A 21,471-nucleotide genomic window follows, 5' to 3' on the forward strand; every position below is an offset into this window, starting at 1 on the left:
GACTGGTCTAGACAACCATTGATTCGTGAAGGGCAGAACCATGGCTGAGCGCCGCGTCAACGTCGGTTGGGCCGAGGGGCTGCACGCCCGCCCCGCTTCCATCTTCGTCCGTGCCGCCACGGCTTCCGGCGTCCCCGTGACGATCTCCAAGGCCGACGGCAACCCGGTGAACGCCGCCTCCATGCTCGCGGTGCTCGGCCTCGGCGCGCACGGCGGCGAGGAAATCGTGCTCGCGTCCGAGGCCGACGACTCCGAAGCCGCCCTGGACCGTCTGGCGAAGCTTGTCGCCGAAGGTCTCGACGAGCTTCCGGAGACCGTCTGAACCATTTCCTGCGAGAGAGCCGCGGCACCTTTATTCGGGGTCGCGGCTTTTCGCTTTGCCGAACCAGGACAACCGGAGAGAATTCGGGCAGTCCAAAGAAAATCCTCGCGCAATTACAACTCTTTAACATACGGCGTAATCGTTGATTCGGAACGCCCGTGATGCTTACGGAATGCCGCGAAGTCCTCACCCGGTCGGCGCGCGAGGCGTCGGGCCGTCGGCCCGGCCGGTCGGTGCAGCGCAGGTCCAGGGTGCGCAGCGCTTCCCGTACCGGGACACGGGAGACCCCGCAACGGCACGCCGGTAACTCCTCTGTGAGCCCGGCTGCCGCATTCGAAGACACCGGAGACGATGTCGTCACGGATTGCCGCGCATACCGAATGCGCCGGAATGCGCATGTCCGAATCTCCACCTTCCCCCCACCCCTACGTGCCGGTCGGTCTTGATCCCCGCGAAACGCGGCCGACCGGCGCCTGTTATCGGGGAGCAGGTGCTACGGGCAGGCGCGGAGGCCGGGCAGGGCGAAGGCCCCGGCGTGCGCCGGGGCCTTCGAAGGAGTGCTGCGGGTGGAGCGCCGGTCAGACGTTGACGCCGCGGGCGCGCAGGTATGCGACGGGGTCCAGGTCGGAGCCGTACGACGGCGCGGTCCGGGCCTCGAAGTGGAGGTGCGGTCCGGTGGAGTTGCCGGTCGAGCCGGAGAGGCCGATCCGCTGGCCCGCGCCGACGCTCTGGCCGACGGAGACACCGATCGAGGAGAGATGGCCGTACTGCGTGTACGTGCCGTCGGTCATCCGGAGCACGATGTTGTTGCCGTACGCGCCGCCCCAGCCGGCCTCGACGACCGTACCGGCGCCGACGGCGACGACGGAGCTGCCGGACGCGGCGTGGAAGTCGATGCCCGAGTGGCTGCCGGAGGACCAGAGCGAGCCGCTGGACTTGTAGCCGGTGGTGACGTACGAACCGGCGACCGGGAGCTGGAAGCCACCCAGGCGAGTGCGCTCGGCGGACCGGGCGGCGCGGGCCTTCTCGGCGCGCGCCTCGGCCGCGCGCTTCGCGTCGGCCTTGGCCTTCGCCTCCGCCTCCGCCTCCTTCTTGGCGTCGGCCCTCCGCTGGGCCTCCGCCTTCGCCTTCGCCGCGACATCGGCCTGGCGCTTCTGCGCGTCGGCCTGGGCGTCGATCTGGTCGGCGATGGCGCCCTTGATGGCTATGACCTGGTTCAGACCGGTCTCGCTGACGGAGGGGTCCGCGGCGAGGGCCGGAGAGGCCATGCCACCGATGACGCCAGTGGTGGCCAGAGTCGCGACGCCGGCGATCTTCGCGCTCCTGCGCGTCAGTCGACTCGGGGCACGATGCTTCCCGGTGGCACGGGTGAACGCCATGAAGTGGCTGATCCTTTCCTTCCTTCTCGCCTACCGGGTTAGCTGACGGGTTCGGAGCAGGAAGGTCTCCTACGGACGCCCCGGCCCCACCGAGGCTCAGGCATCCGACTCACCCCAGGGACTGCATGGGTCCCCGGCTCCCCAGGCTCGCGCCTGACGGGGACTCGGCGATGGCTGCCCGGTACGTCGCGGATGCGGCATACGAGTGACGGACAGCCCGGCCGACGCTAAGTGGGGTCACTTTCATTCACCAAACGGACAGGCCGTTTTGTAGCGCATCCCACAGGGCAGACAGGCAACCTCTCCACCAAAACGGACAAAAAGGAATACCCCGGCGAGATCTCACTCACGGGGGTATTCCTTCTGTCCCATTATGCGGACATATGATGGGTCGGTGGACCGGCCGGTGTGGTCGGTGCTCGGCCGAACGTGACAGTCGACCGGCGAACTGTCACACGCGACCGGGCGGCCGGTCGTCCGGCGCCCGCGGCGGGTACGACCGTCAGCCGGTGACCACCGACACCTCTCCGATGTCCAGCGCCCGGACCGGCTCCTCGATCTGTGCCGCATCACCGACGAGGATCGTGACCAGCCGGTCACCCGGGAAGGCGCTGACCACCGCTGCGGTCGCCTCGACCGTGCCGGTCTCCGCGAGCCGGGCGTACAGCTGTGCCTGGTAGTCGTCCGCGAGGTGCTGCTCGACCTGGTCGGCGAGGGTGCCCGCGACCGAGGCCGCCGTCTCGAACTTCAGCGGGGCGACACCCACGAGGTTCTGCACGGCGGTCTCGTGCTCTTCATCGGTCAGTCCCTCGGCCGCCAGGGTCCGCAGGACCGTCCACAGGTCCTTCAGAGCCGGTCCCGTGGACTCGGTGTCCACCGATCCACTGATGGCGAGCATCGCGGCACCGGTCGCCCCCGAGGCGGAATCCGGAGCCGACGACCGCAGCACCTGGGCGAAGGCCCGTACGCCGTAGGTGTAGCCCTTCTCCTCGCGCAGCACACGGTCCAGCCGGGAGGTGAGCGTGCCGCCCAGGCAGTACGTCCCCAGGACCTGGGCCGGCCATACGCTGTCGTGCCGGTCGGCGCCGATCCGGCCGATCAGCAGCTGCGTCTGCACCGCGCCCGGACGGTCGACGATCACCACTCGGCCGGTGTCGTCGGCGGTGATCGGCGGGACGGGACGGGGCTCCGCGGTGTCTCCCGACCAGTCGCCGAAGGTGTCGTCGAGCAGGGCGTCCAGGTCGATGCCGGTGAGGTCACCGACGACCACGGCGGTCGCCGTGGACGGCCGGACGTGGGCGTCGAAGAAGGCGCGCACGGCCGCCGAGTCGATCCGCTCCACCGTCTCCTCGGTGCCCTGGCGCGGGCGCGACATCCGCGCCGCGGCCGGGAAGAGCTCCTTGGAGAGCTGCTTGGCGGCACGCCGGGCCGGGTTGGCCTGCTCGTGCGGGATCTCGTCGAGCCGGTTGCGTACCAGCCGTTCGATCTCGCTGTCGTCGAAGGCGGGCGCCCGCAGCGCCTCGGCGACCAGCGCGAGAGCCTTGGCCAGCCGGGAGGCCGGGACCTCCAGGGAGACCCGGACGCCGGGGTGGTCGGCGTGCGCGTCGAGGGTGGCGCCGCAGCGCTCAAGCTCGGCGGCGAACTCCTCGGCGGTGTGCTTGTCGGTGCCCTCGGACAACGCCCGCGACATGATCGTGGCCACACCGTCGAGGCCCTCGGGCTCGGCGTCCAGCGGGGCGTCGAGAAAGATCTCGACAGCCACGACCTGCTGGCCGGGGCGGTGGCAGCGCAGCACCGTGAGGCCGTTGGACAGGGCGCCGCGCTCCGGCGCGGGGAAGGCCCAGGGGCGGGCGACGCCGGGGGCTGGCTGCGGGTGGTACTGCATCGAAACTCCAGTCGCGGCAGCGTCGGTCACTTGTCCGCTCCCTCGTGGGCGTCGGTGTCGTCGGCGTCGGTCTCATCGGTGTCCGCCGCGTCTGCGGGCTCGGCCGATTCGACCGGCTCGTAGACCAGCACCGCCCGGTTGTCGGGACGCAGCTGGGCCTTGGCGGCTGCCTGGACCTCTTCCGCGGTGACATCGAGCACCCGCTGTACGGCGGTCAGAGCGAGCTGCGGGTCGCCGAACAGCACGGCGAACCGGCAGAGTTCGTCGGCGCGGCCGGCGACCGTACCGAGACGGTCCAGCCACTCGCGCTCCAACTGGGCCTGCGCACGCTCCATTTCCTCGGGCGTGGGGCCCTCGGCCGCGAACCGGGCAAGCTCCTCGTCGACAGCGGCCTCGATCTGCGGCACCTCGACGCCGCCGGACGTCTTGACGTCCAGCCAGCCGAGCGAGGGCGCGCCGGCCAGCCGCAGCAGTCCGAACCCGGCCGCCACGGCCGTACGGTCACGGCGGACCAGGCGGTTGTGCAGCCGCGACGACTCACCGCCGCCGAGCACGGTCAGCGCGAGATCTGCCGCGTCACACTCACGGGTGCCGTCGTGCGGCAGCCGGTAGGCGGCCATCAGGGCCCGCGCCGGCACCTCCTCGTGCACCTCTTCGCGCAGCTGCTCGCCGATGATCTCGGGGAGCGTGCCTTCGCGCGGCGGCTGCTTGCCGTCATGGGACGGGATGGAGCCGAAGTACTTCTCGATCCAGGCGAGGGTCTGCTCGGGGTCGATGTCTCCGACGACCGAGAGCACCGCGTTGTTGGGCGCGTAGTACGTACGGAAGAAGGTGCGGGCGTCCTCGAGGGTCGCGGCGTCCAGGTCCGCCATCGAACCGATCGGCGTGTGGTGGTACGGATGGCCCTCGGGGTAGGCCAGTGCCGTCAGCTTCTCGAACGCCGTGCCGTAGGGGACGTTGTCGTAGCGCTGGCGACGCTCGTTCTTGACGACGTCGCGCTGGTTCTCCATGGACTCCTCGTCGAGCGCGGCGAGCAGCGAGCCCATCCGGTCGGCCTCGAGCCAGAGGGCCAGCTCCAGCTGGTGCGTGGGCATGGTCTCGAAGTAGTTGGTGCGCTCGAAGCTGGTGGTCCCGTTGAGCGAACCGCCGGCTCCCTGCACCAGCTCGAAGTGTCCGTTCCCCTTGACCTGGCCGGAGCCCTGGAACATCAGGTGCTCAAAGAGGTGAGCCAGACCGGTGCGTCCCTTGACCTCGTGGCGCGAGCCGACGTCGTACCAGAGGCAGACCGCGGCGACCGGGGTCAGATGATCCTCGGAGAGCACCACGCGCAGGCCGTTGGCCAGACGGTGCTCGGTCGCTGTCAAGCCGCCGGAGCCGGCCTCGGCTGTGGCCGTGTGACCCTTGGGCATGTACGTCCCTTCGATCGCGATACTGGATTTCCTGCGAGACCTGCCACTGTAAGCAAGCGCACAGACACCTGGCGAAGTTCCCATACTGCGGAAGTTCGCGTGAAAGAGGGGCACGTCCCCCGCGGGACGGCTCGCGAAACCACCTCGGCGGGGGTCGGAAACGGCTCTTGGGACGGGGCGAGGTCGGCGATGTCAGTGCGGCGGTCCACAATGGTCCGCGTCAGAACCTGAGGTTGCCCGAACAGAATCCGTGAAGGAGTCGCAGCAGCGATGGCCCGCCGCAGCACGAAGACCCCGCCGCCGGACGACTTCGAGGAGAAGATCCTCGACATCGACGTCGTCGACGAAATGCAGGGCTCCTTCCTTGAGTACGCGTACTCGGTGATCTACTCACGGGCCCTGCCGGATGCCCGTGACGGCATGAAGCCGGTGCACCGCCGCATCGTGTATCAGATGAACGAGATGGGCCTGCGCCCCGACCGCGGCTATGTGAAGTGCGCCCGTGTCGTCGGCGAGGTCATGGGCAAGTTGCACCCGCACGGCGATGCGTCGATCTACGACGCACTGGTCCGTCTGGCGCAGCCGTTCTCCATGCGGCTCCCCCTGGTCGACGGCCACGGCAACTTCGGCTCGCTCGGAAACGACGACCCGCCGGCCGCCATGCGGTACACCGAGTGCCGGATGGCCGACGCGACGTCACTGATGACGGAGTCGATCGACGAGGACACCGTCGCTTTCCAGTCGAATTACGACGGCCAGGAGCAGGAGCCGACCGTTCTCCCGGCCGCGTACCCGAACCTCCTGGTCAACGGGTCGTCCGGGATCGCGGTCGGCATGGCCACCAATATGCCGCCGCACAACCTGGGCGAGGTCATCGCCGCCGCCCGTCACCTGATCAAGCATCCGGAGGCGGACCTGGAGACCCTGATGCGGTTCGTCCCCGGTCCCGATCTGCCGACGGGTGGCCGAATCGTGGGCCTGGGCGGCATCAAGGATGCATACGCCGGCGGGCGCGGCACGTTCAAGATCCGTGCGACCGTCGCCGTGGAGAATGTGACGGCGCGTCGCAAGGGTCTGGTCGTCACCGAACTGCCCTTCGCCGTCGGCCCGGAGAAGGTGATCGCCAAGATCAAGGATCTTGTCTCGGCGAAGAAGCTCCAGGGCATCGCGGACGTGAAGGACCTGACCGACCGCGAGCACGGCCTGCGCCTGGTCATCGAGGTGAAGAACGGTTTCGTGCCGGAGGCCGTGCTGGAGCAGCTCTACAAGCTGACGCCGATGGAGGATTCCTTCGGTATCAACAATGTGGCGCTGGTCGACGGGCAGCCGCTCACGCTGGGCCTCAAGGAGCTCCTCGAGGTCTATCTCGACCACCGCTTCGACGTGGTGCGCCGGCGCAGCGAGTTCCGCCGCGGCAAGCGTCGCGACCGGCTGCATCTGGTCGAGGGTCTGCTCGTCGCGCTGATCGACATCGACGAGGTCATCCGTCTCATCCGGTCCAGCGACAACTCGGCGCAGGCGAAGGAGCGGCTCATCGAGCACTTCTCGCTGAGCGAGACCCAGACGCAGTACATCCTGGACACTCCGTTGCGCCGGCTGACCCGGTTCGACCGGATCGAGCTGGAGAGCGAGCGGGACCGGCTCAACACCGAGATCGACAAGCTGACCATCATCCTCGAATCGGACACCGAGCTGCGCAAGCTCGTCTCCTCCGAACTGGCCGCGGTCGCCAAGAAGTTCGGCACCGACCGGCGTACGGTGCTGCTGGAGTCGGCTGGTTCGCAGGTCGCCTCGGTGCCGCTGGAGGTCGCGGACGACCCGTGCCGGGTGCTGCTGTCCTCGACCGGCCTGCTCGCCCGTACCGCCCATGACGATCCGATCGTCTTCGCCGAGGACGCCAGGCGTGCCAAGCACGATGTGATCGTGTCGGCCGTGCCGGCGACAGCCCGGGGCGATGTGGGCGCGGTGACGTCCACGGGGCGGCTGCTGCGGCTCGCGGTGATCGATCTGCCCCAGCTGCCGGACACCCATGCGGCGCCCAACCTTTCGGGCGGCGCGATGGTTTCCGAGTTCCTCACGCTGGAGAGCGACGAGGAGGTCATCTGCCTCACCACGCTCGACGAGGCCTCCCCCGGCCTGGCGATCGGCACCCTTCACGGTGTCGTCAAGCGGGTGGTGCCGGACTACCCGGCCAACAAGGACGAGCTGGAGGTCATCACCCTCAGGGACGGTGACCGGATCGTCGGCGCGGCCGAACTGCGTACGGGTGAGGAGGACCTGGTCTTCATCACATCCGACGCGCAGCTGCTGCGCTACCCGGCGGCTCAGGTGCGGCCGCAGGGCCGGCCCGCGGGAGGCATGGCGGGGATCAAGCTCGCGGCGGACGCCGAGGTGATCTCGTTCACCGTGGTGGATCCGGCGGCGGACGCCGTGGTGTTCACGGTGGCGGGCTCGCACGGCACGCTGGACGACTCGGCGCTGACGTCCAAGCTCACCCCGTTCGACCAGTATCCACGCAAGGGCCGGGCCACCGGCGGGGTGCGCTGTCAGCGGTTCCTCAAGGGCGAGGACGTTCTGGTGTTCGGCTGGGCGGGCGCGACGCCTGCCCGGGCCGCCCAGAAGAACGGCACGCCGACCGAGCTGCCGGACCCCGACCCGCGGCGTGACGGTTCGGGGACGCCGCTGGCCAAGCCGGTCGCGGTGATCGCGGGACCGGTGTAGGCAGTCGCCCGACGGCGGGTGGCCTGCCGCTACGCGTCGTCGTCCGGCCGTTGTACGTACCGCAGGACGCCCCACATGCTTCGCTCATGTGCGGCGTCCTGCGTCGTGTCAGGCGTCGGCGCGGCGATCTCGCGGCAGTCGGCCAGCTCCTTGTGCAGCTGCTCCGGATCAATGCCTGAGCCGATCAGCACCAGCTGGGTGCGGCGCGGTTCGTCGCGTGTCCACGGCTGCGGGTCGAACCGCAGGAACCTGCCGACCGCGTGCAGGACGTACTTGTTGCCGCGGTCGCCCGCGCCGAAGTCGACGAATCCCTTGATCCGGTAGAGACCCTGCGGCCTGGAGTCGAGGAACTCCATCGATCGGCGGGGGTTCATGGGTACGTCCGCGGTGAAGGACACGCTCTCGTACGCGGCATGCAGATGGTGGTCGTGTCCGGCGCCGGCCTCTTCCTCGGCCCGCTCCGCCAGGAGCAGGTCTTCGAAGGTGAGCTGGCGCGCCTTCTCCTCACCGTCCGGCCGCAGCGCCGGGTCGAAGAGCAGCTCGGGGTCGATGCGTCCGTACGTGACGCAGACGACGGCAGCCGCGCCGCCACCCGCCGGTGCGTCGCCGGCCGGGGCACCTGCCGCAGCGACGACGTCCCGGATACGGGCCTGTTCCTCGCTCCCGACCCGGTCGGTCTTGTTGAGCACGACAAGATCGGCGACAGCAAGATGGCGGTCGATCTCCGGGTGGCGCCGGCGGGTGGCGTCGAACTCTGCGACATCGACGACCTCAACCAGTCCCCCGTACACGATGTGCGGATTGCCGCTGGCCAGGAGCATGCGCACGAGCTCCTGCGGCTCCGCCAGTCCGCTGGCCTCGATGACGATCACGTCGAGGCGGGTGGCGGGCCGGGTCAGCGTCTCCAGGAAAGTGTCGAGTTCGCTCGCGTCGACCGCGCAGCACAGGCATCCGTTGCCCAGCGAGACCGTCGAGCCGACCTGCCCCGAGACCGTCATGGCGTCGATCTCGATGGAGCCGAAGTCGTTGACGATCACGCCGATCCGGTTTCCCGCACGGTTACGGAGGAGGTGGTTGAGCAGTGTCGTCTTGCCGGATCCCAGGAACCCCGCAAGGACGATGACCGGGATCTGCTGCTTGCGGGGCGGGGACGACGGGTTCAACGGGAACCTTCCTCGGGGACGTCAGAGCGCCGGGACCGGCTGCGGCGGGGGCGTACCGACGTAACGGGCCGCCGGGCGGATGATCTTCGAGTCCTCCGCCTGCTCCAGGATATTGGCGCTCCAGCCGACCACCCGCGCCGCACAGAACGTCGGCGTGAACATCTCGCGCGGCAGTCCGCACAGCTCCATGACGACTCCGGCGTAGAACTCCACGTTGGTGTGCAGCTCACGGCCCGGCTTGAGCTCGGCGAGGATCGCCTCGACCTGCCGCTCGACCTCGACGGCGAAGTCGACGAGCGGGCCGCCGAAGCCCTGGGCGATGCCCCGCAGCATGCGTGAACGGGGGTCCTCGGTGCGGTAGACGGGGTGCCCGAAGCCCATGATCCGCTCGCCCGCGAGCACCCGTTCGCGGATCCAGCCGTCGATGCGGTCGGGGGTGCCGATGGCGTCCAGGGTGTCGAGGGCGCGGCTGGGCGCTCCGCCGTGCAGCGGTCCGGAGAGCGCGCCGACGGCCGCCACCAGACAGGCCGCGACATCGGCGCCTGTGGAGGCGACGACGCGGCCGGTGAAGGTCGAGGCGTTGAAGCCGTGGTCGATGGTGGAGATCAGATACTGCTCCACGGCCCTGACACGTGCGGCGTCCGGTACGGAACCGGTGAGCATGTAGAGGTAGTTGGCCGCGTAGGGCAGATCGTCGCGCGGCTCGACCGGTTCGAGGCCCTGGCCGAGCCGGTGCAGGGCCGTGAGCACAGTGGGGACGGAGGCGCAGGCGGCCAGGGCATCGCTGCGGCGCCGGTCGGCGTCGACGTCGTAGACCGGTCGGAAGCCGGCCGAGGCGCCGAGGAGCGAGAGGGCGGTGCGCAGGCCGGCCAGGGGTCCGGAGACGGCCCCGGCGCGGGCCAGGGCGGGCAGGGCCTCGCGTATTTCTGCGGGCAGTCGGCGCAGTGCGGCGGTGCGGGCGGCGAATTCGGCACGGGCTGCGGCATCGGGCAGCATGCCCTCGAACATCAGGTACCAGACGTCCTCGAAGCTGCGGGTCTGTGCCAGTTCGATCGCCGAGTACTGCCGGTAGTGGTAGAAGCCCTCGCGCCCGCGGACATCACCGATGGCCGTGTCGGTGACGACGACTCCCGCGAGTCCTCGGGGTACGTCGAGCGGCGTTCCGCTGGTCATGGCCGGCATCTTTTCCTCCGTGGGCGTCCCGGTGGATCACATCAATATTGATTCGACCATCTATGGTTGACTTCAATCTGTCAATGTTGATTGAATCAATATGGATACGGTTGGCGACATGAAGGATCAAGCAGCACCCGGTGACGGTCCCGGTGCGACGGCCCCGCGGCGACTCAGCACCCGGGAGACGGCCGAGCGTCTCGGCGTCAAGCCCGAGACGGTGTACGCCTATGTCAGCCGGGGCCAGCTGAGCAGCAGGCGCGCTGCCGGCGGACGCGGCAGCACGTTCGACGCCGCGGAGGTCGACGCACTGGCCCGGCGCACAAGCCGCCGGGAGCCCTCCCCCGCCACCGGTGATCTGGTCTTCCGTACCGGCATCACACTCATCGAGAGCGACCGCTACTACTTCCGTGGCGTCGACGCGACCGAGCTGGCCAAGCAGTACTCCTACGAGGAGGTAGCCGAGTGGCTCTGGACCGGCGCCCTGCGGCCCGGCATCCGCTTCACGGCACCCGCCGAGGCACTGGCCGCGGCGCGCCGGGCAGTCGACGCGCTGCCCGCGCACAGCGGCTCGACGGACAGGCTGCGGGTGGCCGTGATCGCCGCGGCGACCGCCGATCCGCTCCGCTTCGACCTCTCACGCGAGGCAGTGCTTGCCGGTGCACGGAGCCTGATTCCGACGCTGGTCGGAGCGCTGCCTCCGGCCTCGGGCGCGCCTTCGACGGGTGACGGAGGCGGGGAGGGGGCGGACGGGAGCGGAGCCGCGTTGGCGCGGCGGCTGTGGCCAAAGCTCACCGCCCAGCCGGCCGACGAGGCGTCAATCGCCGTGCTGGACGCCGCTCTCGCCCTGCTGATCGACCACGATCTCGCGGCATCGACACTGGCCGCCAGGGTCGCCGCATCCGCCCATGCTCATCCGTACGCGGTGGTCTCCGCGGGCCTCGGGGTCCTGGAGGGCCCGTTGCACGGGGCCGCGAGCGGTCTGGCGCACCGGATGCTGACCGAGGTGCTGGAGCGGGGCAGCGCGGTCCCGGTGGTGGCGGACCATCTCCGTACCGGACGCAGGGTCCCGGGGCTCGGCCATCGCCTCTACACCTTCGAGGACCCGCGGGCTCAGACGCTGTTTGCCCTGCTCGCGGACATCCCCCAGGCGGCTCCCGCCCTCGCCGCAGCCCGCGACGTGGTCGCCACGACCCCCCGACACGCGCCCCTGCACGCCAATGTCGACCTGGCGCTCGCCGTGCTGTCGGTCTCCTCGGGCATGGCCGCGGAGGCGGGCGAGACGGTGTTCGCGGTGTCGCGCACGGCGGGCTGGATCGCGCATGCACTGGAGGAGTACGGGGAACGGCCGCTGCGTATGCGCCCCAGTGGCCAGTACCGAGGCCCCCGCCCCCCTCAGCCGCTGCCCACCGCCATGGGCAAACCGCCGCAGGCGGCGCGACGGGGCAAAGCTTGCCGGGAGGGGCACTACACCTAGACCGCGCCTGCCCCGGTCAGCGCACGGACCTCGGTCTCCGCATGTTTGGCGCCGTCCGGCGGCTCGGTGGACGTGACCGTTCCGATCCAGCCGGCCAGGAAGCCCAGCGGGATGGAGACCAGGCCCGGGTTCTCCAGGGGGAAGAGCTGGAAGTCGGCGCCGGGGAAGAGCGAGGTGGGGCTGCCGGAGACGACCGGGGAGAGCAGCACGAGCAGCACGGCGGGGATCAGCCCGCCGTAGACCGACCAGACCGCCCCGCGGGTGGTGAAGTTCCGCCAGAACAGGGAGTACAGCAGCACCGGGAGGTTGGCCGAAGCCGCGACGGCGAAGGCGAGCCCCACCAGGAACGCCACATTCAGGTCCTGGGCGACCAGACCGAGCGCGATGGCGGCCACTCCGACCCCGGCTGCGGCGACCCGGGCCACGGTGACCTCGCTGTACTGCTTGGAGCCCGGCCGTCTGAGCGAGGCGTAGAGGTCATGGGCCACAGAGGCGGACGAGGCGAGGGTGATCCCCGCAACGACGGCGAGGATGGTCGCGAAGGCGACGGCGGCGACTACGGCGAACAGAATCGTTCCCCCAGTGGTCCCCTCGCCACCGCCGAGCACCAGGGCCAGCAGCGGAACCGCGGTGTTCCCCGCGGGATTCGACGCCCGTACCTCGGCCGACCCGACCAGTGCCGCCGCCCCGAATCCGAGCGCGATCGTCATCAGGTAGAAGCTGCCGATGAGCCCGATGGACCAGACGACCGAACGGCGGGCCGCACGGGCGGTGGGCACGGTGTAAAAGCGCGACAGGATGTGCGGCAGCCCCGCCGTACCGAGTACCAGTGCCAGGCCCAGGCTGATGAAGTCGATGCGTGCCGTCCAGGTTCCGCCGTACCGGAGGCCGGGCGAGAGAAACCGGCTTCCGTGCCCGCTCCGTTCGGCGGCGGAGTTGAGCAGGGCGTTGAAGTTGCCATGGAAGTGGACCAGGACGAGCACGGTGAGCACGACCGCTCCCGCCATCAGCAGAACGGCCTTGACGACCTGAATCCAGGTGGTGGCGCGCATCCCGCCGAGCGATACGTAGATCACCATGAGCGCCCCGACACCGATGACGGTCCAGGAACGGACGGCGCCGCTCGTACCGCCGAGGAGCAGGGCCACCAAGCTGCCCGCACCCACCATCTGTGCCACCAGATAGAGCACGGAGACGGTGACGGACGAGGTGCCTGCGGCGATCCGGACCGGGCGCTCCGCCATCCGCGCCGCCACCACGTCGGCGAGTGTGAACCGGCCGCAGTTGCGGACCAGTTCGGCGACCAGCAGCAGGACGACGAGCCAGGCGACGAGGAACCCGACCGAGTAGAGCATGCCGTCGTAGCCGAAGAGGGCGATCAGACCGGAGATGCCGAGGAAGGACGCGGCCGACATGTAGTCGCCGGCGATGGCGAAACCGTTCTCCATGGGGGAGAACAGCCGGCCGCCCGCATAGAACTCCTCGGCCGAGCCGTGCCGGTTGCGGCTCACCCAGGTGGTGATGGCGAGCGTCACTGCGATGAAGGCGCTGAACAGCAGGAGCGCCAGGGTCTGGTGGTTCCCGTTCAACGCCCGATCCCCCGTGTCATCTCCTGTGTCTGCCAGCGCAGATCGAGTGCGGCCCGGTCCCTGCGCAGTCGTGCGTGACGTGCGTACGCCCCGGTGAGAAGGAACGTCGTGAGGAACTGCCCGAGACCCACGACCATCGCGACATTGACCGCTCCGGCCACCGGACGGGCCATCAGCCCGGGTGCGGTGATCGCGGCGACGACGTAGGCGAGATACCAGACGAGGAAGGCGAGGGTGGCGGGGATGACGAACCGCCGGTACCGACGGCGCACTTCCTGGAAGGCCTCACTGCGCTGCACCTCCATATAAATGTCGGCCGCACTGTGGCCGCAGCGCGGGTCAGCGGGCCCAGGTGGTCCGGCGGGAGTGAAGCTCCCCGCACCGTCCAGCTCGCCCCATCCGGAGGCCGGCACATCGCCCCACGGGTCGTCGAGTCGCATCACTGCGGCCTCGTGCCCTGCTTCCTTCTCCACCGAACAACTCCCCTTGTCCACGGACCACTTCGGCCGCGTACCCAAGAATGGGCAGATCGGGAAGATCCCGGGCATTCATTCGCCGGTCTTCACCACTTCAGGTGAAGGTCGACCCGGGCGACTGTGCGAGGTACCGAACGTACGCACAACGAACGGCCTGCGCTCGGTCGCGTACTCCGGCCCTATCGAGAGGTTGTTGATGTGGCTTTTCACGGTGGCCTGCGAAATGTGCGGCCTGCGGGCGATCTCCAGGTCGGACAGCCCTTCCGCGATCAGGACCAGCACTTCCAGCTCACGTGGCGTCATGCCGTCGGGCGGCTGAGACTCGGGGGCCGGGCCGGGCGGCGGGGGCTGCGTGGTGACGCGCTCCAGCAGACCGCGCCGCACGGAAGGCGATAGTCCGCCATGGAGCGTGCCGCCACCACCCGCTCGAGTACCCGGTCCCGGAAGTCTCCTGCGGGCTCCCACTCGATCAGCAGCCGCGCCGCCTCCGGATGTACCAGCTGCGCCGAGAGGCGGTGGGCGAGCACATCGTGGATCTCCCGGGCGACCCTGGCCCGCTCGTCCAGGGCAGCCGTCTCGGCCTCCGGCACGTGCGGGCCGCCCGCTCCTGCGCGAGGAGTCTCTGGGCGCTGCCGCGGGCCTCGGCGTCCAATCTGATCACGTAGCCCGCCGGGGAAGGACCCGCTGTGGTCATGGCCGTGGTCAGCCCGCCGTCGGTGCTGACAGCGGCTACGCGCCGAGTGCGACGGTCGTGCCCGGGAGGCCCGCCGCGAGCGGCAGCCTCTCCAGCGCGGCGACCGCGCAGCCGCACCAAAGGATCACGCCGGCGCCCGGCCTGGCGCACCCCGAAAGCCGCCACCATGCGGCGCCTGAAGTCCCCGCGACGGCCGTGGCCGGTGTTCCAGGCTGGTCCTGAAGAACGCCCACGCGGCAACCGCACAGCCCAGAACGCCCACCAGCCCGAGCGAGACCTTCCAAGGCCCGAACCGTCCGCCGGCACATGTGTGCGGCGCTTCATGATGTACGCCCGTCAGCGCGGCAGCCCCGTAGCGATGACGGCGACGATCACCAGGACATTGACGAGCCCGGACATGCTGTCTTCGAGATACGGGAAGGTCGAACCCCTTCCACGCTACGGAAACGACCAGGTCAGGGGGATCGGCTCAGGGGTTGATCCTGGGTACAGTCGCCGTCTCCACCCAGGGGTGGAGACGGCGTCGCTCAGGCGTCGATGCGCGAGCGGTCAAGGGTGGCGGCCGAGCTGGTGATGAATTCCTTGCGGGGCGCGACCTCGTTGCCCATCAGCAGATCGAAGACCTGTTCGGATGATTCGAGGTCGCCGATGTTGATCCGCCGCAGTGTCCGGTGGCGCGGATCCATCGTGGTCTCGGCCAGCTGGTCGGCGTCCATCTCACCCAGCCCCTTGTACCGCTGGATCGAGTCCTTGTACCGGACATTCTTGCGCTGCAGCTCCAGCAGCGTCTGGCGCAGCTCGCCGTCGGAGTACGTGTAGATGTACTTGTCCTGGCCCTTCTTCGGCTGGACCAGCTCGATCCGGTGGAGCGGGGGCACAGCGGCGAAGACTCGTCCCGCCTCGACCATGGGCCGCATGTACCGCTGGAAGAGCGTGAGCAGCAGGATGCGGATGTGCGCGCCGTCGACATCGGCGTCCACCAGGAGGACGATCTTGCCGTAGCGGGCGGCGTCGATGTCGAAGGTCCGCCCGGAACCGGCCCCTATGACCTGGATGATCGCGCCGCACTCGGCGTTCTTCAGCATGTCCGAGACGGACGCCTTCTGGACATTGAGGATCTTGCCCCGGATCGGCAGCAACGCCTGGAACTCACTGTTCCGGGCGAGCTTGGCCGTGCCGAGCGCGGAGTCCCCCTCCACGATGAAGAGCTCGCTGCGGTCCACGTCGTCGCTGCGGCAGTCCGCGAGCTTGGCGGGCAGCGAGGAGGACTCCAGCGCCGTCTTACGACGCTGCGCGTCCTTGTGCTGCCGGGCCGCGATACGCGTGCGCGCGGCGGCGACCGCCTTGTCCAGGACCGCCCTGGCCTGCGCCTTGGCATCACGCTTGGTGGAGGTCAGGAATGCCTTGAGTTCCTTGGCGACGACATTGGCGACGATCCGGTTGGCCGCCGAGGTGCCGAGGACCTCCTTGGTCTGACCCTCGAACTGCGGCTCCGCCAGCCGTACGGTGACGACTGCGGTGAGCCCCTCCAGGGCGTCGTCCTTGACGATGTCGTCCTCGGCGACCCGCAGGAGCTTCGCGGAGCGGAGCACCTCGTTGACCGTCTTGGTCACGGAGCGTTCGAACCCGCTCACATGTGTGCCGCCCTTGGGGGTGGCAATGATGTTGACGAAGGACTTGAGGTTGGTGTCGTATCCCGTGCCCCAGCGCATGGCGATGTCGACGGCCAGCTCACGCGTGACCTCGGTCGCCGTCATGTGCCCGCGCTCGTCCAGGACCGGCACGGTCTCCTTGAAGGTGCCGTGCCCGGTCAGCCGCAGCACGTCGCAGACGGCCTTGTCCTGGGCCAGGTAGTCGCAGAATTCACTGATTCCGCCGTCGAAGCGGAACGTCTCCTCGGTCTTGCCTTCACCGTCGAGACCGCGTTCGTCGCGTACGACGATGGTGAGTCCGGGGACGAGGAATGCCGTCTGCCGGGCCCGCTGGTAGAGCGTCTCCAGGCCCAGCTTGGCGTCCTTGAGGAAGATCTGCCGGTCGGCCCAGTAGCGCACCCTGGTGCCGGTGCGCGTCTTCGGGACCCGCTTCCCCTTGCGGAGGCCGTTGGCCGGGCCGAACGGGCTGTCCGGGCCCTGCTCCGTGAAGATGCCCGGCACCCCGCGCCGGAAGCTGATCGAGTGCGTCGCGCTGTTGCGGTCGACCTCGACGTCGAGCCGGGCGGAGAGCGCGTTGACCACGGAGGCTCCCACACCGTGCAGACCACCGGACGCGGCGTACGAGCCGCCGCCGAACTTACCGCCGGCGTGCAGCTTGGTCATGACGACCTCGACGCCGGACAGTCCGGTCTTGGGCTCCACGTCGACGGGGATGCCCCGGCCGTTGTCCCGGACCTCGACGGAGTTGTCCTCGTGGAGGATGACCTCGATGTGGTCGCAGTAACCGCCGAGGGCCTCGTCGACGGAGTTGTCGATGATCTCCCAGAGGCAGTGCATGAGGCCGCGGCTGTCGGTGGACCCGATGTACATCCCGGGACGTTTGCGAACCGCTTCGAGCCCCTCGAGTACGAGCAGGTGCCGCGCGGTGTAGTTGGAACCGTCTCGGTCTGCTCCGGTCAGCAGCGCAGTGGACGGCACGGACATATCGGCGGTCACGCGGTTCGCTCCTCGCTGAATTTCATTTGGGGCCCAGTGGGTAACGGGCTCGGCTTCGGTCGCCGCTGAGAGGGTACCGAGGCCTGGTAGAGCGGTTGTAACGCCACCCTCCGAGAACCCTCACACTAGTCCAGCCTCGCATACACGTTCGATCCCTCGTAGGAGTGACGCGCACATCACGTTCCCTTCCAGGCATGAACCATTTAGGCTCCGGGCACGTCCTCATGAACAAACCGGCAAGCCGGCCGGGAGGATCCACCAAGACAAGCAACGCGAAACCGTAGCGCTACGCAATACGGCACATTCGCCGCCAACCGGCAACAGACAGCCATCTTGAGAAGAAGTTTCGAAGAAAAGCCACGAGCGGGAACGTTTTCGGCCTGGTTGGATGTTGACCCTGGTACGACAGCTCGTCGAGCTAGAGAAGAGGCGACGTGACTACTGTTCTGACCCCCGCGAGCCCGCTGACCGCAGCAGACCGCTGTGACCGTTGCGGCGCCCAGGCATACCTGCGCGTCGTTCTCATCAGCGGCGGTGAACTGCTCTTCTGCGCCCACCATGGTCGCAAGTTCGAGCCGGAACTCAAGAAGATCGCCGCGGAAATACAGGATGAGACGGACCGGCTGACGGCCGTGCAGGCCCAAGCCGCCGAAGAGGAACAACACTGACACCTCGCATCCACGACGAGCCAGGGTCAGGTCCCAGACCTGACGGCGGGCGGCTCCCCCCAGAGGGAGCCGCCCGCTCTCGTATCTACGCAGTGATTTCGTTCAGCTACCGCCCCGCATCCAGCCGATCGCAGCGGAGATCCGCGTGTACACGCCGGGGCTCCCGACACGGCCGCAGCCATCCCCCCAGGACACCAGCCCGATAAGCCGCCCACGGACCACCAGCGGCCCGCCGCTGTCGCCCTGGCATGCATCGTGCCCGCCCAGCAGTTCGCCCGCGCAGAGCATCGCTGAGGCGTCGTACACGCCGTCCGTGCCGCCGGGGTAGGCCTGCCGGCACAGATTGTCCGGCAGGATACTCACTGCGGTGGAGTGGAGCGACGACGCATAGTCGCTGTTGCCGGTCGTGTCACCCCACCCGTAGACGACGGCGCCGGTACCCGGCTCGTATGCCGCGTCACCGGATTGAGCCATCGGGATCACGCTCTTCGCGGGCAGCGCGTCGGCCAGAGTAAGTACCGCCAGGTCCCCCGCGTTCGTGGCGGGGTCGAACGCCGGATTGCTCCACACCGCCCGTACCGGTGTCTCCTGCCCTCCCGTGCCGCGCAGGACGTCCCGGCCGGAGATGACCCGCAGGTCGTGCACCTCGCCGACATCGACGCCGAGCGCCTCCCGACCCAGGCAGTGTGCGGCGGTCAGTACCTTCTGCGGCGCCACCACGACACCGCCGCAGAACTGCCCGGCGCGCGTCTCTCCGAACCGGTCGCGACTGGACAGTGCCACAACCCAGGGGCTGTCCTTGACCTGTGCGGGCTGGCCACCGATGACGACGCTGTGCGCAACAGCCGGAGCGGGGGATCCAAGCGGTATTGCAGCCGTGACGGCCATCAGGGCGAACACCCTGGTCATGGCGCGGAAGACTGTACGGGACATGCGCACTCCTGACTCTGTGGTGAACCATACCTACCCAGAGTCATCCGACCCGTCGCCGACCGCACCCGCAGATAGGCCGAGGGCCCGGCTCCTCCACGGAATCCGGGCCCTCGGCCTGTGTACTCCTACGACCTAGTCGAGGTAGTCGCGCAGCACCTGCGAACGCGACGGGTGGCGCAGCTTCGACATGGTCTTCGACTCGATCTGACGGATGCGCTCGCGCGTCACGCCGTAGACCTTGCCGATCTCGTCCAGCGTCTTCGGCTGTCCGTCGGTGAGGCCGAAGCGCATCGAGACCACGCCGGCCTCACGCTCGGAGAGCGTATCGAGCACCGAGTGCAGCTGCTCCTGAAGGAGCGTGAAGCTGACTGCGTCGGCCGGGACGACCGCCTCGGAGTCCTCGATCAGGTCACCGAACTCACTGTCCCCGTCCTCACCCAGCGGGGTGTGGAGGGAGATCGGCTCACGACCGTACTTCTGGACCTCGATGACCTTCTCGGGGGTCATGTCGAGTTCCTTGGCCAGCTCCTCCGGCGTGGGCTCGCGGCCCAGGTCCTGGAGCATCTGACGCTGCACGCGGGCGAGCTTGTTGATGACCTCGACCATGTGCACCGGGATGCGGATGGTGCGGGCCTGGTCGGCCATGGCGCGCGTGATCGCCTGACGGATCCACCATGTGGCGTACGTGGAGAACTTGTAGCCCTTGGTGTAGTCGAACTTCTCGACGGCACGGATCAGACCGAGGTTGCCCTCCTGGATGAGGTCCAGGAAGAGCATGCCGCGGCCTGTGTAGCGCTTGGCCAGCGAAACCACGAGACGGAGGTTGGCCTCCAGCAGGTGGTTCTTGGCGCGGCGGCCGTCCTCGGCGATGATCTCCAGCTCGCGCTTGAGCTTCGGCGCGAGCTTGTCGGAGTTCGCCAGCTTGTCCTCGGCGAACAGACCGGCCTCGATGCGCTTGGCGAGCTCGACCTCCTGTTCGGCGTTGAGGAGGGGAACCTTGCCGATCTGCTTCAGGTAGTCCTTGACCGGGTCGGCGGTGGCGCCGGCGACGGCGACCTGCTGCGCAGGTGCGTCGTCCTCGTCGTCGTCGGAGAGGACGAAGCCCTTGTTCTCGCCCTCGCCCTCCTCTTCCTCGCCCTTGCCGGCCTTTACTACTTCCTCGGCCGCCTCGTCGCCGTCGAGGAGCTCGTCGTCCTGCTTTCCGGACTTCTTCGCTGCTGTCTTCTTGGCCGCCGTCTTCTTCACGGCGGTCTTCTTGGCAGCCGTCTTCTTGGCTGCTGCCTTCTTCGCAGGGCCGGCCGCGGCAGCGTCGTCGGCCACCACGTCCACGGTCTCTGCCGACGGGGCGGCAGTGGCCGCGACGGTCCTGGTCACGGTCGTCTTGGCCGCGACAGTCTTGGTGGCGGTGCGCTTGACCGGGCTCTTTGCTGCGACGCTCTTGCGGGCACGCTTTGACGGCTCCGCGGCACTGACCATCAGCGTCACACCCTCTTCCTCGAGGATCTGGTTGAGGCTGCGCAGAACATTCTTCCACTGGGTTGGCGGAATCTGGTCAGCCTCGAAGGCCCGACGCACGTCATCGCCGGCGATCTGCCCATCAGCCTTTCCCCGCTCGATGAGCGCCATCACAGACTCGGACTCGGCGATCTCCGGCGGGAGCGTACGGGATGTGCTGGCCGACACGAACAACCTCTCGGAACGATGGAAACGGCTTCCGGCCCGGCCCTGGAGAGGGCTGGAGCCGACGACCGTCGGGCTGGGAATGTACCGACGGCGCGGGTTTGGCCTCAGAACTGCACAGCGCACTGAACGGCTGCTGTATTCCTTCCGCGGCGGTCACCTCTTAAGTCATCGCACTGTTTCGAGGAGTGTTACGCCCAATCCGCGTGGCCCGAGTCACACCTCATTTGCGACGAACGTGACCAGAGGTGCGATCCCCCCACAATTGTGCCGCCGGACCGCCGAGGCCCGGCGACACGTGGTTCGTACACCCTGGCCGTGCTGCGCTCAGTGCTCGCGGGGCGCCGGCACCACCCGCTCCACCTCGGGGTGGACGACGAGCAGTTGACGCATGGCGGCTTCGGCACCCGCCGAGTCACCGGATGCGAGGGCATCGACAATCCGGGCATGGTGGCCGAGGGATGTCTCGCCGGGGCGGTCGCAGCCCGTGACGGGGCCGCCCGAGACCTGCAGGGCCGCGGAGACGATGCCGGAAAGGTGCTCAAGCATGCGATTGCCCGCCGCCTGGATGAGCAGGGAGTGGAACTCCGCGTCGGCCCGGGAGCAGGTGATCCCATCACCCTGCCCGAGCGCGTGCCCCATGATCTCGACCATGTCACCGAGGCGCTGCTGAATGTCCTCGCGGCCGTGACCTGCGGCGAGACGGGCAGCGAGCGGCTCGATCGTCCACCGGAGCTCCCCCAGCTCGCGGCGCTGGTCCTCGCGCTGAGGGCCGAAGGCACGCCATTCGATGATGTCGGGGTCCAGCAGATTCCAGTCACTGACAGGGCGAACCCGGGTACCCACGTTGGGTCGGGCACTGACCAGGCCCTTGGCCTCCAGAACGCGCAGCGATTCGCGTACGACAGTGCGGGAGACCTCGAAACGCTGACCGATCTCTTCCGGCACGAGGGGGCGGTCGGCGCCCAGATCACCGGAGACGATCATCTGGCCCAGCTGCTGAACGAGTTGGCCGTGGAGGCCACGGCCCCGGCTGGCCGAGCCCCGCCGGCTCGCCCGGCCGAGCTCGACATCGGGGCCGTCCCAGGAGCGAAGAGCGGCACGCTCGCCGGCCGGCGTCTCCGCATACGGGTAGCGGTCGAGTTCACCCGGGCCGGCGAGGCCGGAATCGGCGGAGCGGGCGGCGGTCATCATGGTGTGCGCAAGGGTACTCACGCATCCTTTGTCGGCGCAGCCCAGCCGCCCCTTGAGGTC

General features: G+C 68.8%; 15 protein-coding genes, 3 pseudogenes and 1 riboswitch. Of the genes and pseudogenes, 4 read left to right on the top strand and 14 right to left on the bottom strand.

The window, feature by feature from the left end; translation table 11 throughout:
* Positions 1–40 precede the first annotated feature (40 nt).
* Complete coding sequence (locus ABTZ94_RS12115; RefSeq protein ID WP_093898943.1) at positions 41–322, top strand: HPr family phosphocarrier protein; 282 nt, start codon at positions 41–43, stop codon at positions 320–322.
* Positions 323–566: 244 nt separating this feature from the next.
* Here ABTZ94_RS12115 and ABTZ94_RS12120 read toward each other — a convergent pair.
* The 4 genes and pseudogenes from ABTZ94_RS12120 to ABTZ94_RS12135 form a co-directional block, all read right to left on the bottom strand.
* Positions 567–720 (bottom strand): annotated as a pseudogene (locus ABTZ94_RS12120) (GntR family transcriptional regulator); the annotation flags it as partial.
* A gap of 180 nt (positions 721–900) precedes the next feature.
* Complete coding sequence (locus ABTZ94_RS12125) at positions 901–1,701, bottom strand: M23 family metallopeptidase (protein WP_351200119.1); 801 nt, start codon at positions 1,699–1,701, stop codon at positions 901–903.
* Between the two features lie 13 nt (positions 1,702–1,714).
* A riboswitch (cyclic di-AMP (ydaO/yuaA leader) is annotated at positions 1,715–1,881 on the bottom strand.
* A gap of 322 nt (positions 1,882–2,203) precedes the next feature.
* Positions 2,204–3,586 (bottom strand): M16 family metallopeptidase, encoded by a 1,383-nt coding sequence (locus tag ABTZ94_RS12130; protein ID WP_351200149.1) that lies wholly within the window; start codon positions 3,584–3,586, stop codon positions 2,204–2,206.
* A gap of 26 nt (positions 3,587–3,612) precedes the next feature.
* Positions 3,613–4,995: a M16 family metallopeptidase gene (locus ABTZ94_RS12135; RefSeq protein WP_351200121.1), complete on the bottom strand. Its 1,383-nt coding sequence runs from the start codon at positions 4,993–4,995 to the stop codon at positions 3,613–3,615.
* Positions 4,996–5,265: 270 nt separating this feature from the next.
* Here ABTZ94_RS12135 and ABTZ94_RS12140 point away from each other — a divergent pair, with 270 nt between their 5' ends.
* Positions 5,266–7,716, top strand: a complete 2,451-nt coding sequence (locus ABTZ94_RS12140) for a DNA gyrase/topoisomerase IV subunit A (protein ID WP_351200123.1) — start codon at positions 5,266–5,268, stop codon at positions 7,714–7,716.
* 29 nt (positions 7,717–7,745) lie between these two features.
* Here ABTZ94_RS12140 and ABTZ94_RS12145 read toward each other — a convergent pair whose 3' ends face one another.
* Entirely contained in the window at positions 7,746–8,879 is a 1,134-nt protein-coding gene (locus tag ABTZ94_RS12145; protein WP_351200126.1) for a CobW family GTP-binding protein, read from the bottom strand.
* A gap of 21 nt (positions 8,880–8,900) precedes the next feature.
* The gene (locus tag ABTZ94_RS12150) at positions 8,901–10,061 is read right to left on the bottom strand and encodes a citrate synthase/methylcitrate synthase (RefSeq protein ID WP_502967229.1); all 1,161 of its coding nucleotides are present in this window, start codon (positions 10,059–10,061) and stop codon (positions 8,901–8,903) included.
* A 109-nt stretch (positions 10,062–10,170) separates the two neighbouring features.
* Between ABTZ94_RS12150 and ABTZ94_RS12155 the strand changes: the two genes are divergently transcribed.
* The gene (locus ABTZ94_RS12155) at positions 10,171–11,529 is read left to right on the top strand and encodes a citrate/2-methylcitrate synthase (RefSeq protein ID WP_351200130.1); all 1,359 of its coding nucleotides are present in this window, start codon (positions 10,171–10,173) and stop codon (positions 11,527–11,529) included.
* On the opposite strand, the gene ABTZ94_RS12160 is transcribed toward ABTZ94_RS12155, so the two are convergent.
* From ABTZ94_RS12160 to ABTZ94_RS12180, 5 genes and pseudogenes are all read right to left on the bottom strand, one after another.
* On the bottom strand, positions 11,526–13,118 hold the full coding sequence (locus ABTZ94_RS12160; protein WP_351200132.1) for a monocarboxylic acid transporter: 1,593 nt from the start codon (positions 13,116–13,118) through the stop codon (positions 11,526–11,528). The genes ABTZ94_RS12155 and ABTZ94_RS12160 overlap by 4 nt on opposite strands.
* Complete coding sequence (locus tag ABTZ94_RS12165; protein ID WP_351200151.1) at positions 13,115–13,558, bottom strand: DUF485 domain-containing protein; 444 nt, start codon at positions 13,556–13,558, stop codon at positions 13,115–13,117. Before ABTZ94_RS12165 ends, ABTZ94_RS12160 begins: the two co-directional genes overlap by 4 nt.
* Positions 13,559–13,688: 130 nt before the next feature.
* Positions 13,689–14,062 (bottom strand): annotated as a pseudogene (locus tag ABTZ94_RS12170) (helix-turn-helix domain-containing protein); the annotation flags it as partial.
* Positions 14,056–14,184: pseudogene (locus ABTZ94_RS37825) on the bottom strand (histidine kinase); the annotation flags it as partial. The pseudogenes ABTZ94_RS37825 and ABTZ94_RS12170, both read right to left, overlap by 7 nt.
* 631 nt (positions 14,185–14,815) lie before the next feature.
* Positions 14,816–16,936: a DNA gyrase/topoisomerase IV subunit B gene (locus ABTZ94_RS12180; RefSeq protein ID WP_351200133.1), complete on the bottom strand. Its 2,121-nt coding sequence runs from the start codon at positions 16,934–16,936 to the stop codon at positions 14,816–14,818.
* Between the two features lie 434 nt (positions 16,937–17,370).
* Between ABTZ94_RS12180 and ABTZ94_RS12185 the strand changes: the two genes are divergently transcribed.
* Entirely contained in the window at positions 17,371–17,604 is a 234-nt protein-coding gene (locus ABTZ94_RS12185) for a DUF7455 domain-containing protein (RefSeq protein ID WP_024489001.1), read from the top strand.
* A 102-nt stretch (positions 17,605–17,706) separates the two neighbouring features.
* Here the strand turns inward: ABTZ94_RS12185 and ABTZ94_RS12190 are convergent, their stop codons facing one another.
* The 3 genes from ABTZ94_RS12190 to ABTZ94_RS12200 form a co-directional block, all read right to left on the bottom strand.
* Positions 17,707–18,537 carry a S1 family peptidase gene (locus tag ABTZ94_RS12190; protein WP_351200135.1) on the bottom strand — a complete coding sequence of 277 codons (831 nt, stop codon included), beginning with the start codon at positions 18,535–18,537 and terminating at the stop codon, positions 17,707–17,709.
* 132 nt (positions 18,538–18,669) lie between these two features.
* On the bottom strand, positions 18,670–20,220 hold the full coding sequence (locus ABTZ94_RS12195) for an RNA polymerase sigma factor (protein WP_351200137.1): 1,551 nt from the start codon (positions 20,218–20,220) through the stop codon (positions 18,670–18,672).
* A gap of 324 nt (positions 20,221–20,544) precedes the next feature.
* Entirely contained in the window at positions 20,545–21,432 is an 888-nt protein-coding gene (locus tag ABTZ94_RS12200) for a FadR/GntR family transcriptional regulator (protein ID WP_351200138.1), read from the bottom strand.
* Positions 21,433–21,471: the final 39 nt, after the last annotated feature.

The sequence above is a fragment of the Streptomyces sp. NPDC002785 genome (genome assembly GCF_040295565.1).
Taxonomy (GTDB): domain Bacteria; phylum Actinomycetota; class Actinomycetes; order Streptomycetales; family Streptomycetaceae; genus Streptomyces.

Excerpts from the sequence above, each read along its gene's own strand:
- ABTZ94_RS12140 (WP_351200123.1), top strand. The coding sequence starts at position 5,266 with ATGGCCCGCCGCAGCACGAAGACCCCGCCGCCGGACGACTTCGAGGAG.
- ABTZ94_RS12150 (WP_502967229.1), bottom strand. The coding sequence starts at position 10,061 with ATGCCGGCCATGACCAGCGGAACGCCGCTCGACGTACCCCGAGGACTC.
- ABTZ94_RS12130 (WP_351200149.1), bottom strand. The coding sequence starts at position 3,586 with ATGCAGTACCACCCGCAGCCAGCCCCCGGCGTCGCCCGCCCCTGGGCC.
- ABTZ94_RS12165 (WP_351200151.1), bottom strand. The coding sequence starts at position 13,558 with ATGCGACTCGACGACCCGTGGGGCGATGTGCCGGCCTCCGGATGGGGC.
- ABTZ94_RS12190 (WP_351200135.1), bottom strand. The coding sequence starts at position 18,537 with ATGTCCCGTACAGTCTTCCGCGCCATGACCAGGGTGTTCGCCCTGATG.
- ABTZ94_RS12115 (WP_093898943.1), top strand. The coding sequence starts at position 41 with ATGGCTGAGCGCCGCGTCAACGTCGGTTGGGCCGAGGGGCTGCACGCC.
- ABTZ94_RS12125 (WP_351200119.1), bottom strand. The coding sequence starts at position 1,701 with ATGGCGTTCACCCGTGCCACCGGGAAGCATCGTGCCCCGAGTCGACTG.
- ABTZ94_RS12155 (WP_351200130.1), top strand. The coding sequence starts at position 10,171 with ATGAAGGATCAAGCAGCACCCGGTGACGGTCCCGGTGCGACGGCCCCG.
- ABTZ94_RS12135 (WP_351200121.1), bottom strand. The coding sequence starts at position 4,995 with ATGCCCAAGGGTCACACGGCCACAGCCGAGGCCGGCTCCGGCGGCTTG.